Raw genomic sequence first — 12,639 nt, 5'->3', positions numbered from 1 at the left:
ACCCTGACTTTGCCTGAAAAGAATGAATTATTATAACGAGGATATTATGCATATTACTTACGATCTCCCGGTAACCATTGAAGATATTCAGGATGCCAGAAAACGCCTGGCAGGCAAGATATATAAAACCGGTATGCCACGCTCGAATTATCTGAGCGAACGTTGCAAGGGCGAAATATTCCTGAAGTTTGAGAACATGCAACGTACCGGCTCGTTCAAAATTCGCGGCGCGTTTAATAAATTAAGCTCGCTGACCGATGCTGAAAAACGCAAAGGCGTGGTCGCCTGCTCAGCCGGAAACCACGCGCAGGGGGTTTCCCTTTCCTGCGCCATGCTCGGCATCGATGGCAAAGTGGTGATGCCAATGGGCGCACCAAAATCCAAGGTGGCCGCGACGCGCGACTACTCGGCGGAAGTGGTGCTGCACGGTGAGAATTTTAACGACACCATCGCCAAAGTCAGCGAAATCGTCGAGATGGAAGGGCGCATTTTTATCCCGCCTTACGATGACGCCAAAGTGATTGCCGGTCAGGGCACCATCGGCCTGGAAATTCTCGAAGATTTATATGACGTGGATAACGTGATTGTTCCTATCGGTGGCGGCGGTTTAATTGCCGGGATTGCGACGGCGATTAAATCCATCAACCCGACCATTAATATTATCGGCGTACAGTCTGAAAACGTGCACGGAATGGCAGCCTCCTGGCAGGCAGGAGAAATAACCAACCATCGCGTCACCGGCACGTTAGCCGACGGCTGCGACGTCTCTCGCCCGGGCAAATTAACCTTCGAAATCGTTCGTGAACTGGTCGATGACATTGTGCTGGTGAGCGAAGACGATATTCGCAACAGCATGATTGCCCTTATTCAGCGAAATAAAGTGGTGACGGAAGGCGCTGGCGCACTGGCCTGCGCGGCGTTATTAAGCGGCAAACTGGACCACTATATTCAGGGCCGCAAAACCGTTTGCATTATTTCCGGCGGCAATATCGATCTCTCCCGTGTTTCCCAAATTACCGGCTTCGTTGACGCATAAAGGTGACCTATGAGCAACACAGAAAGCATTATCGTTGGCCAGACAAAAACGTCCTCCTGGCGTAAGTCTGATACCACCTGGACGCTTGGCCTGTTTGGTACCGCCATTGGCGCAGGCGTGCTGTTCTTCCCCATTCGCGCAGGCTTTGGCGGATTAATCCCTATCCTGCTGATGCTGGTTCTCGCGTTCCCGATTGCGTTCTACTGCCACCGCGCGCTGGCGCGCCTCTGCCTGTCAGGCAGCAACGTCTCCGGCAACATTACCGAAACGGTGGAAGAGCATTTCGGTAAAACCGGCGGGGTGGTGATCACGTTCCTCTACTTCTTTGCCATTTGCCCGCTGCTGTGGATTTACGGCGTCACCATTACTAACACCTTCATGACCTTCTGGGAAAACCAGCTCCAGCTGCCTGCGCTGAACCGCGGCGTGGTGGCGCTGTTCCTGCTGCTGCTGATGGCTTTTGTCATCTGGTTCGGTAAGGACCTGATGGTGAAGGTGATGAGCTTCCTGGTATTCCCGTTTATTGCCAGTCTGGTGCTGATTTCGCTGTCGCTGATCCCTTACTGGAACTCCGCAGTGATCGACCAGGTCAACCTGAGCGATATCGCCTTCACCGGCCATGACGGCATCCTGGTCACGGTGTGGCTGGGGATCTCCATCATGGTCTTCTCCTTTAACTTCTCGCCTATCGTCTCCTCGTTTGTGGTTTCCAAGCGCGAAGAGTACGAGCCGGAGTTCGGTAAAGAATTCACCGAGCAGAAATGTTCCAAAATCATCGGTCGCGCCAGCATGCTGATGGTCGCCGTGGTGATGTTCTTCGCCTTTAGCTGCCTGTTTACGCTCTCTCCGCAGAACATGGCGGATGCCAAAGCGCAGAACATCCCGGTGCTCTCTTACCTGGCGAACCACTTTGCCTCGATGTCCGGTACCAAATCGACGTTTGCGACGGTACTGGAATACGGCGCTTCCATTATTGCTTTAGTCGCTATTTTCAAATCCTTCTTTGGCCACTACCTGGGCACGCTGGAAGGGCTGAATGGCCTGATCCTCAAGTTCGGCTACAAAGGCGATAAGAAGAAGGTCTCTGTCGGCAAACTGAACACCATCAGCATGGTCTTCATCATGGGCTCCACCTGGATTGTGGCGTACGCCAACCCGAATATTCTCGACCTTATCGAAGCCATGGGCGCGCCAATTATCGCCTCTCTGCTGTGCCTGCTGCCGATGTACGCCATCCGCAAAGCGCCAGCCATGGCGAAATATAAGGGCAAACCCGAGAACATCTTCGTCACGGTTGTGGGCCTGCTGACCATTCTGAATATCGTTTACAAACTGTTCTAAACCATTGCTCAGGAAGAGCGGAGTCACATGATGATTGAGTTTCCGGTTGTACTGGTAATTAACTGCGGTTCGTCCTCTGTTAAGTTTTCGGTGCTCGACGCCAGCAGTTGCGACGCCCTGATGACGGGCATTGCTGACGGCATCAACACTGAAAAGGCCTTTATTTCCGTGAACGGGGGTGAGCCAGCCAGACTGGCTCACCAGGACTACGAAGGGGCGCTGGCTGCCATCGCCCTGGAGCTGGAGAAGCGTGACCTGATGAGCAGCGTGGCGTTAATTGGCCACCGCATTGCGCACGGCGGCGACCTCTTCAGCGAGTCGACCCTGATTACGGAAGAGGTGATTGAGCAGATCCGCCAGGTCTCTCCGCTGGCGCCGCTGCATAACTACGCCAACCTGAGCGGTGTGGAAGCCGCAGAGCGTCTGTTCCCGGGCGTGCAGCAGGTCGCGGTATTTGATACCAGCTTCCACCAGACGCTGCCGCCGCAGGCGTATCTGTACGGTTTGCCGTACCGCTATTTTGAAGCGCTGGGCGTGCGCCGCTACGGCTTCCACGGCACCTCTCACCGCTATGTGGCCGCGCAGGCACATTCGCTTCTCGGGCTGTCCCCCGATGACAGCGGCCTGGTGATCGCCCATCTTGGCAACGGGGCGTCCATCTGCGCGGTGCGCAACGGCCAAAGCGTGGATACTTCCATGGGGATGACCCCCCTGGAAGGACTGATGATGGGTACGCGCTGCGGCGACGTGGATTTTGGCGCGATGGCGTGGATTGCTCAGCAGACCGGTCAGTCGTTTGAGGATCTGGAGCGCGTGGTCAACAAAGAGTCCGGGTTGCTGGGGATCTCCGGCATCTCTTCTGACCTGCGGGTGCTGGAGAAAGCCTGGCATGAAGGTAACGAGCGGGCTGTGCTTGCGATCCAGACCTTCGTTCACCGCATTGCGCGACACATTGCCGGGCACGCGGCGTCGCTGCACCGCCTGGATGCGGTGATCTTTACCGGCGGCATCGGCGAAAACTCAACGCTGATTCGCGCCCTGGTGGCTGAACGCCTGAAGGTGTTTGGCGTCATCCTCGACGACGCCAAAAATGCCCTGCCGGGTAGCGCGGGTGAGCGCGTCATCAGCACCGATTCGTCCCGCGTGGTCTGCGCGGTGATCCCTACCAACGAAGAAAAAATGATCGCGCTGGACGCCCTCCGTCTTGGGAAGGTTACCCCGGCTGCGGCTTACGCCTGATAAAGCGAGAAACACATGAACGTAACAATCGATACGGGCGTCGCCCCCTACAGCGACGCATGGGCCGGGTTTCGCGGTGAAGAATGGAAAAACGCCGTCAACGTGCGCGATTTTATTCAGCATAACTACACCCCTTACGACGGCGATGAAGCTTTCCTCGCGCAGGCGACGCCAGCAACGACGGCGCTGTGGCAGAAGGTGATGGTCGGCATTCGTCAGGAGAATGCCACCCACGCCCCGGTGGATTTTGACACCAACATTGCCACCACCATTACGGCCCACGGGCCGGGCTACATCGATCAGGATCTGGAGACGATCGTCGGCCTGCAAACCGACAGGCCGCTCAAGCGCGCACTGCATCCGTACGGCGGGATCAACATGATCCGCAGCTCGTTTGAGGCCTACGGGCGGGAGATGGATCCGCAGTTTGAATATCTCTTTACCGAGCTGCGCAAAACCCACAACCAGGGGGTGTTTGACGTCTATTCGCCGGAGATGATGCGCTGCCGTAAATCCGGCGTGCTGACCGGTTTGCCGGACGGCTACGGGCGCGGGCGCATCATTGGCGACTATCGCCGCGTGGCGCTGTACGGCATCCGCTATCTGGTGCGCGAGCGTGAACTTCAGTTCGCCGATCTGCAGGGCAGGCTGGAGCGCGGCGAAGATCTGGAGGCGACGATCCGCCTGCGCGAAGAGCTGGCGGAGCACAAGCGCGCGCTGCTGCAGATCCAGCAGATGGCGGCGAACTATGGCTTTGATATCTCACGCCCGGCGATGAACGCCCAGGAAGCGGTGCAGTGGCTCTATTTTGCCTACCTGGCGGCGGTGAAATCCCAGAACGGCGGAGCCATGTCGCTGGGGCGCACGGCCTCGTTCCTCGATATCTACATCGAACGCGACATGCAGGCGGGACGCCTGAATGAGGTGCAGGCGCAGGAGTTGATCGACCACTTCATCATGAAGATCCGCATGGTGCGTTTCCTGCGCACGCCGGAATTCGACACGCTCTTCTCCGGCGATCCGATCTGGGCCACGGAAGTGATCGGCGGCATGGGGCTGGACGGCCGCACGCTGGTGACCAAAAACAGCTTCCGCTATCTGCACACGCTGCACACCATGGGACCCGCGCCGGAGCCGAACCTGACGATCCTCTGGTCAGAACAGCTGCCGATCGCGTTCAAGAAATACGCCGCGCAGGTGTCGATTGTCACCTCGTCGCTGCAGTATGAAAACGACGACCTGATGCGTGCCGACTTCAACAGCGACGACTACGCGATTGCCTGCTGCGTCAGCCCGATGGTGATCGGCAAGCAGATGCAGTTCTTTGGCGCGCGCGCCAACCTCGCCAAAACGCTGCTGTACGCGATCAACGGTGGGGTGGACGAGAAACTGAAGATCCAGGTCGGCCCGAAAACCGAGCCGCTGCTGGACGACGTGCTGGATTACGACACCGTGATGGCGAGCCTCGATCACTTTATGGACTGGCTGGCGGTGCAGTACATCAGCGCGCTGAATCTCATTCACTACATGCATGATAAGTACAGCTACGAAGCCTCGCTGATGGCGCTACACGACCGGGACGTTTACCGTACCATGGCCTGCGGCATTGCCGGGTTGTCGGTAGCGGCGGACTCTCTGTCCGCCATTAAATACGCCACGGTGAAGCCGGTGCGCGACCATACCGGTCTGGCGGTCGATTTCGTGATAGAAGGGGACTATCCGCAGTACGGCAACAACGACGATCGCGTGGACAGCATCGCCTGCGATCTGGTGGAGCGCTTTATGAAGAAAATTCAGGCGCTGCCAACCTACCGCAACGCGGTACCGACTCAGTCGATCCTGACCATTACCTCCAACGTGGTTTACGGGCAGAAGACCGGGAACACGCCGGACGGACGACGCGGCGGCACGCCGTTTGCCCCAGGCGCGAACCCAATGCACGGCCGCGACAGAAAAGGGGCGGTGGCCTCGTTAACGTCGGTCGCCAAGCTGCCGTTCACCTATGCCAAAGATGGCATCTCCTACACCTTCTCCATCGTGCCGCAGGCGCTGGGCAAAGATGAGCTGGTGCGCAAAACCAACCTGGTAGGGCTGCTGGACGGGTACTTCCATCACGAAGCGTCTATTGAGGGCGGGCAGCACCTGAACGTTAACGTGATGAACCGGGAGATGCTCCTCGATGCCATTGCGCATCCCGAGAACTACCCGAACCTGACGATCCGCGTTTCGGGCTATGCGGTGCGGTTTAATGCGCTGACGCGCGAGCAGCAGCAGGATGTGATTTCGCGAACGTTTACCCAATCTATCTAAATGTGAGTTCTCATGCCCCCTCAACGCAGGGGGCTTTTTTTGCCCGCTAAACATACAAAATTGTTTATATAATTACTCACACATATTCATCCGCTCTTGAAAAACAATACGCCTGCTTTCCCCTATAACAGAATGTAAGGACAGTAAGATGATGAAAATGACCCGTATTGCGTTGGCCGCCGCCGCGCTGGCCGTGTGCAGTTTTACGGCGCAGGCCGCTAACGTTGAGGCTGCTCCGTCTCCATCGCAGGATCCGCTGGTTCAGCACCTGAAGCTCAGTAATGAGCAGGTTAAGAAGATTGAAGATCTGCATAAGCAGCTGGAACAAAATGTCAGCAAGATCCCAATGACGGGCGTGAAGGACGGCGCGCTTATCGACATGTTCCAGGCGGGTAAATGGGACGAAAGCACGGTGAAAAGCCAGCTTAGTGCATTCAGCAAAATTGAAGAACAGACCCGCTATTACCGCGTGAAATATTACTTCGACGTCAGCCAGGTGTTAACGCCGGAACAGCGCAAACAGATTAGAACGGATATGGCTAACGCGCTGGCTGAGTAATCCTGAAATCATTCATTAGAAATGAGACCTCACAGAATCGCTTTAAATAGATTCTGTGAGGAATGATCCTGACTTTCATGCTGATGCCCGTTCATTCCATGCATCTGAGAATTGAATGTTCCCGTCGCAATAGGTCCAGGTCGCTTTTTCGTAGCGCAATTGAATAGATTCAAGGTGGCCAGTACCAGGACAGTGACGAGTATCGTTAACAATTGGGGAGATAGAGACAACTTTTACACTGTCCAGCTCAGTTTTAAAATATTCTACCTCCAGACCTGCGTCATTAATTCGGTAATATCTAATCTCAACTTTCTTAAGGTTTTGTCCTGTCGCTACCGCCTTATAAAGATAGGGAGATGAGCTATCAATTTCCTTCTCGAAAAGAAAAGGAGCGTGTTTCCTCGTGCCGGTTAATCTTCCGGAGAGTGGATCGGTTGGAATACTCACATTATGGGTTAAACCTCTAATTTCAACACTCCCTTCACGATCCTGAACATCACATGAACCTTTAATGAGTGAGCCACCATCGTCATAGAACCAAATGTGAACAGGTACGGCCATTATAAATACTCCTTCTAAATATCAATCGTGTATCCATTTACCTGCTTTAACCGCTTCGGCAAACATTCTTACCGTCAATGGCTTTGATATTTGCTTAACCGGTTCTTTAGTAAACCATTTCCTGAAAAACCAGGTTTGAGTCCAGGGGAAATAATTTTCAGTGTTAACGTCGATAAGGTACACTTTTTCAAATCTCTCAATGGCATATACAACATCATCCAGATCGGTGTAATCCTGTAGAACATCATCCATCTCAAGTGGGATTCGCTTGCCAGTAAATGTTCCTTGTTCTGGTAAAATATCTCTGAAGAATTTCAAAACATCCGTTTCACTAGTCATATTCACCAAATCCGATCTTTAGGATGAGCAATTGTATTATAGCGTGAGAGCGTTTTGTAACTTATCATTGCAACATCTGCAGTAAGTATGGTTATTCCTAATGCCGGTATCCATCTACCGATGAATGCACCTAAGTTTTTTGTATACATTGGTTTTCGGTATCTGAAGCTTGCAAGTGTAATTGTAGGTAGTCGGTGTGGTTGCTGTACATTCAGTAGATCTCGCAGGTATTTAGATGCTACAGATGTGCCTATTGTAGCCGTTTCTGGCTTTGTTCTGGTTTCAAGTATCGGTAAACCAAGAACCATAGTGGCCATCATTACGACATCCTTTAATCCGCCGAACTGTTCATCGGTGGCATCCAGAAAAATCCAAAAAAATAACTCAGATGCTGAGATGTTACATACACCTTTATAAAAGTATGTTCCATTGAGTTCTTCAACGCTGTCCATAGTAACCGTAATCATCCGGTGGTTTGTTGAAATATCATCCTATAAAAAAGAAAAGGCGGAGAGTAGGGCTTTCATCTTTATAAATTCTGAAATATTGTCGTTTTAATGATGATATGATTTTTTTTGAGCTGTATCACTTTTAGAAAATACTATCTGTTTTTTATGGTTTAATGGAATACTTTACTCTCAATGTATAAAAACCACATAAAACTTGTGACTTTTTTCTCCCTCGCTCCGGTTAAGATTTTCTCACACCAATAACAAGCACCTGCTGCCATCTGAATCGCAATCGCTGGCGATCGGAACCCTATAAAAACAACTGTTTACCCTACAAAATAAGCGAGTGCCCCATGGATACGGCAACAAACAGCAGTGTCATTGTGAATGATTCCCCCGCGGCAAGGCGGGCGGGAATGAGTGAAAGCGAATGGCGAGAGGCGATTAAATTCGACAGCACCGACACGGGTTGGGTCATCATGAGTATTGGGATGGCTATCGGCGCGGGGATTGTTTTTCTCCCCGTGCAGGTCGGATTAATGGGGCTGTGGGTATTTTTGCTCTCCTCCATTATTGGTTATCCCGCCATGTATTTATTCCAGCGATTGTTTATTAACACGCTGGCGGAATCCCCGGAATGTAAAGACTACCCGAGCGTGATTAGCGGGTATTTGGGCAAAAACTGGGGCATTTTATTAGGTGCGCTCTATTTCGTCATGCTGGTGATCTGGATGTTCGTCTATTCTACGGCCATTACCAACGACAGCGCCTCGTATTTGCACACCTTCGGCGTGACCGACGGTTTGCTCTCGGAAAATCCGTTCTACGGTTTATTTCTGATTTGCATTCTGGTCGCGATTTCGTCACGCGGTGAAAAGCTGCTGTTTAAAGTGTCCAGCCTGATGGTGCTTACCAAGCTGTTTGTCGTTGCGGCGCTGGGGCTGTCAATGATTGGCCTCTGGCATTTAGCCAACGTGGGCATGCTGCCGCCGCTGGGGCTGCTGATTAAAAATGCCATCATTACGCTGCCCTTTACCTTAACCTCCATTCTCTTTATTCAGACCCTGAGCCCGATGGTGATCTCGTATCGTTCACGTGAAAAATCGGTGGAGGTGGCGCGTCATAAGGCACTGCGGGCGATGAACATTGCTTTTGGCATCCTGTTTGTGACGGTCTTCTTCTACGCCGTCTCCTTCACCCTGGCGATGGGGCACGATGAGGCGGTCAAAGCCTACGAGCAGAATATCTCTGCCCTGGCGATTGCGGCGCAGTTCATCAGCGGCGACGGCGCGGGCTGGGTCAAAATCGTCAGCGTGATCCTCAATATCTTCGCCGTGATGACTGCGTTCTTCGGCGTCTACCTCGGCTTCCGCGAGGCTACGCAGGGTATCGTCATGAACATCCTGCGCCGCAAAATGCCGGCAGAAAGAATCAATGAAAACGCCGTCCAGCGCGGGATTATGCTGTTCGCCATTCTGCTGGCCTGGAGCGCGATAGTCCTGAACGCGCCGGTGCTGAGCTTCACCTCCATTTGCAGCCCCATCTTCGGCATGGTGGGCTGTCTGATCCCGGCATGGCTGGTCTACAAGGTACCGGCGCTGCATAAATATAAAGGCGTATCGCTGGTGATAATCATCATCACCGGACTGCTGCTTTGTGTTTCTCCTTTCCTCGCATTCTCCTGAGGGTCATTAAGGTCGTAACGATGTCTGAGCAAACTCATCCTTTATGGAATCAATTTATTCGCGCGGTGCAGGAAGAAGTGAAGCCTGCCCTTGGGTGTACCGAACCCGTCTCTCTGGCACTGGCCTGTGCGATTGCCGCAGACTTTCTGCCGGGGGAGGTCACACGGATTGAGGCGTGGGTCTCGCCGAACCTGATGAAAAACGGACTGGGCGTGACGGTGCCGGGTACCGGCATGGTCGGGTTACCGATTGCGGCGGCGCTGGGTGCAATTGGCGGTAACGCGCACGCCGGACTGGAGGTGTTGAAAGATGCCACCGCCGATGCACTGGTCCGCGCCAAAGCCCTGCTTGAGGCAGGGCACGTGCAGGTAAAACTGCAGCAGCCGTGTGATGAGATCCTCTATTCCCGGGCCTGCGTTCATGCCGGGGATGTCTCGGCGATGGTGACCATCGCGGGCGGGCATACCCGGGTGGTGGAAGTGGTTTGCCAGGGGGAAACGCGCTTTACGCTGGATAAGCCCGTGACCGAGGCGGATGACGACCCGCTGGCGGTACTGTCGCACGCTACGCTGTCGCAGATCCTGGAATTTGTCGAGCAGGTGCCGTTTGAAGCCATCCGCTTCATCCTGGAAGCAGGACAACTGAACGATGCGCTCTCCCGGGAAGGGCTCAGCGGGAAGTGGGGGCTGCATATTGGCGCAACGCTTGATAAGCAGCGCTCGCGCGGATGGCTGGCGCAGGATCTGGGTTCAGACATTGTTATTCGCACCAGCGCCGCCTCGGATGCCAGGATGGGCGGCGCGACGCTGCCGGCGATGAGCAATTCGGGCTCTGGTAACCAGGGGATCACCGCCACCATGCCCGTCGTTGTCGTGGCTGAGCATCTTCAGGCCGGTGATGAACGGCTGGCGCGGGCGCTGATGCTGTCGCATCTGTCGGCGATCTATATCCATTATCAGCTTCCACGCCTGTCCGCACTGTGTGCGGCGACAACGGCGGCGATGGGCGCTGCGGCGGGAATGGCGTGGTTGATGGGGGGCCGTTATCAGACCATCGCGATGGCGATCGGCAGTATGATCGGCGACGTCAGCGGGATGATTTGCGACGGCGCGTCAAACAGCTGCGCCATGAAGGTCTCTACCAGCGTCAGTAGCGCCTGGAAAGCGGTGATGATGGCGCTGGATGAGTCGGGCGTAACGGGCAACGAGGGGATTGTCGCGCACGATGTGGAGCAGTCGATCGCGAACCTGTGCGCGTTGGCGTGCCGCTCGATGCAGGCAACGGACCGGCAGATTATTGAGATTATGGCGAGTAAGGTGTCGTGATTTAATCCAACCCGTTACCCCTCACCCTAACCCTCTCCCACAGGGAGAGGGAACCGATCGAGCGAGGGAGCGTGTTTATCTTAAACCGGCAAATCAATCAGCAGCGCGCGCAGTGGCGTATCCGCCACCAGGGTGATATTCGCTTCATCACGAATAAACGCCCCGTCGCCGCAGGTGAGGGCTTCTTTCTCTTCCGTGTGCGTCACCGCATGCACCGTACCGTGAATGGACTGCAGATAGGCGCGCGGACCATGAAGCTGGAAGCTTGCCTGTTCACCTTTTTTCAGCTCGATATGATGCAGCCACACCTGCTGACGCAGCTGCAGGCTCCCTTTGCTGCCATCCGGCGATGCAATCAACTGCTGCTTATCGCCCGTTAAATCTAACTTCTGTACCAGCGGATTTTCCCGCTCAGGGCAGGCGTCGAGCCACAGCTGCATGCGCGTCAGCGTTTTGTCTTTGCTGAGGTTATGCTCGCTGTAGCTGATGCCCGGCTGCGTGGAAATTAACAACGCTTCGCCAGCCTTTGCCTGGACATGATTGCCCTCGCTATCGCGGTATTCTGCCTCGCCTTCCAGGATCAGGTTCAGGATATCGACTTTCGGGTACGTACGCGGCTGGAAGGAGGCACCCGGGGCGAGCACTTCCTGGTTCAACACGCGCAGTGAAGCGTAACCGAGGAGTTTAGGGTCAAAGTAGTGTCCAAAGGAAAAGGTGTAGCGGGCCTGCAGCCAACCGAAATCGGCTTGTCCGCACTGTTTAGCTGTTCTTGTCGTAATCATAAACTTGACCTCTCTTTACACTAAAACAATGGTAAAGGTATGGACGCTTCATTGTTAGCCAGATATTCTGCCTGGTATGTTCAAATTTCCTGAATGAGAACGAGATGGCTAAAGAGAGAGCATTGACGCTTGAGGCGCTTCGCGTCATGGACGCGATTGACCGGCGCGGCAGTTTTGCGGCGGCGGCCGATGAACTGGGGCGCGTTCCGTCTGCGCTGAGCTACACCATGCAGAAGCTGGAAGAAGAGCTGGACGTGGTGCTGTTTGACCGCTCCGGTCATCGAACAAAATTCACCAACGTGGGCCGAATGCTGCTGGAGCGCGGCCGCGTGCTGCTGGAAGCGGCGGATAAGCTGACGACAGACGCCGAAGCGCTCGCGCGCGGCTGGGAAACGCATCTGACGTTAGTTACCGAAGCGCTGGTCCCGACCGAAGCGCTGTTCCCGCTGGTGGATCGCCTGGCGGCGAAGGCCAATACGCAGTTGTCCATCATCACCGAGGTGCTGGCAGGGGCGTGGGAACGTCTGGAGACGGGCAGGGCAGATATCGTTATTGCGCCGGACATGCACTTCCGCTCATCGTCAGAAATCAACTCGCGCAAGCTCTACAGCGTCATGAACGTCTACGTTGCCGCCCCCAACCACCCGATTCACCAGGAGCCGGAGCCGCTCTCTGAAGTCACACGCGTGAAGTATCGCGGCGTGGCGGTCGCGGATACCGCGCGCGAGCGTCCGGTGCTGACGGTGCAGCTGCTGGATAAACAGCCTCGTCTGACGGTGACCTCACTGGAAGACAAACGGCAGGCGCTGCTGGCCGGTCTGGGCGTGGCAACGATGCCGTACCCGTTTGTGGAAAAAGATATTGCGGAAGGGCGGCTGCGGGTCGTGAGTCCGGAGTACACCAGCGAAGTGGATATCATTATGGCATGGCGTCGCGACAGCATGGGCGAAGCCAAATCGTGGTGCCTGCGTGAAATTCCAAAGCTGTTTGCGCACCACAACAAATAAGCGAGT

General features: G+C 54.7%; 12 protein-coding genes. 8 read left to right on the top strand and 4 right to left on the bottom strand.

Going from position 1 to position 12,639, the window contains the following annotated elements; translation table 11 throughout:
• The first annotated feature begins 46 nt into the window (after window positions 1-46).
• The 5 genes from tdcB to ACMWJS_RS16900 all read left to right on the top strand — a co-directional run bounded on the left by tdcB (window position 47) and on the right by ACMWJS_RS16900 (window position 6,485).
• Window positions 47-1,036, top strand: coding sequence for a bifunctional threonine ammonia-lyase/L-serine ammonia-lyase TdcB (gene tdcB / locus ACMWJS_RS16920; protein ID WP_023326154.1), 990 nt, complete (start codon window positions 47-49; stop codon window positions 1,034-1,036).
• Window positions 1,037-1,045: 9 nt separating this feature from the next.
• The gene (gene tdcC / locus ACMWJS_RS16915) at window positions 1,046-2,377 is read left to right on the top strand and encodes a threonine/serine transporter TdcC (protein WP_045415282.1); all 1,332 of its coding nucleotides are present in this window, start codon (window positions 1,046-1,048) and stop codon (window positions 2,375-2,377) included.
• Between the two features lie 30 nt (window positions 2,378-2,407).
• Entirely contained in the window at window positions 2,408-3,616 is a 1,209-nt protein-coding gene (tdcD, locus tag ACMWJS_RS16910; protein WP_414747359.1) for a propionate kinase, read from the top strand.
• A gap of 15 nt (window positions 3,617-3,631) precedes the next feature.
• Window positions 3,632-5,926 carry a formate C-acetyltransferase gene (gene pflB, locus ACMWJS_RS16905; RefSeq protein ID WP_414747339.1) on the top strand — a complete coding sequence of 765 codons (2,295 nt, stop codon included), beginning with the start codon at window positions 3,632-3,634 and terminating at the stop codon, window positions 5,924-5,926.
• A 148-nt stretch (window positions 5,927-6,074) separates the two neighbouring features.
• Window positions 6,075-6,485: a Spy/CpxP family protein refolding chaperone gene (locus tag ACMWJS_RS16900; RefSeq protein WP_045371418.1), complete on the top strand. Its 411-nt coding sequence runs from the start codon at window positions 6,075-6,077 to the stop codon at window positions 6,483-6,485.
• 75 nt (window positions 6,486-6,560) lie between these two features.
• Here ACMWJS_RS16900 and ACMWJS_RS16895 read toward each other — a convergent pair whose 3' ends face one another.
• Genes ACMWJS_RS16895 through ACMWJS_RS16885 form a run of 3 tightly spaced genes read right to left on the bottom strand, consistent with a single transcriptional unit; the run spans window position 6,561 to window position 7,837 of the window.
• Window positions 6,561-7,046, bottom strand: a complete 486-nt coding sequence (locus tag ACMWJS_RS16895; RefSeq protein WP_111967420.1) for an Hcp family type VI secretion system effector — start codon at window positions 7,044-7,046, stop codon at window positions 6,561-6,563.
• 21 nt (window positions 7,047-7,067) lie between these two features.
• Entirely contained in the window at window positions 7,068-7,385 is a 318-nt protein-coding gene (locus tag ACMWJS_RS16890) for a DUF1493 family protein (protein ID WP_223540595.1), read from the bottom strand.
• Between the two features lie 2 nt (window positions 7,386-7,387).
• Complete coding sequence (locus ACMWJS_RS16885; protein WP_414747338.1) at window positions 7,388-7,837, bottom strand: STM2901 family protein; 450 nt, start codon at window positions 7,835-7,837, stop codon at window positions 7,388-7,390.
• Window positions 7,838-8,187: 350 nt separating this feature from the next.
• On the opposite strand from ACMWJS_RS16885, the gene ACMWJS_RS16880 reads away from it, so the two are divergent.
• Both ACMWJS_RS16880 and ACMWJS_RS16875 read left to right on the top strand, forming a co-directional pair.
• Complete coding sequence (locus ACMWJS_RS16880; protein ID WP_045910069.1) at window positions 8,188-9,519, top strand: amino acid permease; 1,332 nt, start codon at window positions 8,188-8,190, stop codon at window positions 9,517-9,519.
• 20 nt (window positions 9,520-9,539) lie between these two features.
• A complete protein-coding gene (locus tag ACMWJS_RS16875; protein ID WP_414747337.1) occupies window positions 9,540-10,844 on the top strand; it encodes a serine dehydratase subunit alpha family protein in 1,305 nt (434 codons plus the stop codon).
• Window positions 10,845-10,924: 80 nt separating this feature from the next.
• Here ACMWJS_RS16875 and ACMWJS_RS16870 read toward each other — a convergent pair whose 3' ends face one another.
• Window positions 10,925-11,626, bottom strand: coding sequence for a pirin family protein (locus ACMWJS_RS16870; protein WP_023309295.1), 702 nt, complete (start codon window positions 11,624-11,626; stop codon window positions 10,925-10,927).
• Between the two features lie 104 nt (window positions 11,627-11,730).
• On the opposite strand from ACMWJS_RS16870, the gene yhaJ reads away from it, so the two are divergent.
• A complete protein-coding gene (gene yhaJ, locus ACMWJS_RS16865; RefSeq protein ID WP_008503135.1) occupies window positions 11,731-12,633 on the top strand; it encodes a DNA-binding transcriptional regulator YhaJ in 903 nt (300 codons plus the stop codon).
• Window positions 12,634-12,639 lie beyond the last annotated feature (6 nt).

Origin of the sequence: Enterobacter sp. HK-058-C-ECC, from assembly GCF_047531125.1 — a bacterium.
Lineage (GTDB): Bacteria > Pseudomonadota > Gammaproteobacteria > Enterobacterales > Enterobacteriaceae > Enterobacter > Enterobacter quasiroggenkampii.
The sequence above is the reverse complement of the archived record's forward strand: the minus strand, read 5'-3'. Positions and strand labels throughout refer to the sequence as shown.

Excerpts from the sequence above, each read along its gene's own strand:
- tdcB (WP_023326154.1), top strand. The coding sequence starts at position 47 with ATGCATATTACTTACGATCTCCCGGTAACCATTGAAGATATTCAGGAT.
- tdcC (WP_045415282.1), top strand. The coding sequence starts at position 1,046 with ATGAGCAACACAGAAAGCATTATCGTTGGCCAGACAAAAACGTCCTCC.
- tdcD (WP_414747359.1), top strand. The coding sequence starts at position 2,408 with ATGATTGAGTTTCCGGTTGTACTGGTAATTAACTGCGGTTCGTCCTCT.
- pflB (WP_414747339.1), top strand. The coding sequence starts at position 3,632 with ATGAACGTAACAATCGATACGGGCGTCGCCCCCTACAGCGACGCATGG.
- ACMWJS_RS16900 (WP_045371418.1), top strand. The coding sequence starts at position 6,075 with ATGATGAAAATGACCCGTATTGCGTTGGCCGCCGCCGCGCTGGCCGTG.
- ACMWJS_RS16895 (WP_111967420.1), bottom strand. The coding sequence starts at position 7,046 with ATGGCCGTACCTGTTCACATTTGGTTCTATGACGATGGTGGCTCACTC.
- ACMWJS_RS16890 (WP_223540595.1), bottom strand. The coding sequence starts at position 7,385 with ATGACTAGTGAAACGGATGTTTTGAAATTCTTCAGAGATATTTTACCA.
- ACMWJS_RS16885 (WP_414747338.1), bottom strand. The coding sequence starts at position 7,837 with ATGGACAGCGTTGAAGAACTCAATGGAACATACTTTTATAAAGGTGTA.
- ACMWJS_RS16880 (WP_045910069.1), top strand. The coding sequence starts at position 8,188 with ATGGATACGGCAACAAACAGCAGTGTCATTGTGAATGATTCCCCCGCG.
- ACMWJS_RS16875 (WP_414747337.1), top strand. The coding sequence starts at position 9,540 with ATGTCTGAGCAAACTCATCCTTTATGGAATCAATTTATTCGCGCGGTG.
- ACMWJS_RS16870 (WP_023309295.1), bottom strand. The coding sequence starts at position 11,626 with ATGATTACGACAAGAACAGCTAAACAGTGCGGACAAGCCGATTTCGGT.
- yhaJ (WP_008503135.1), top strand. The coding sequence starts at position 11,731 with ATGGCTAAAGAGAGAGCATTGACGCTTGAGGCGCTTCGCGTCATGGAC.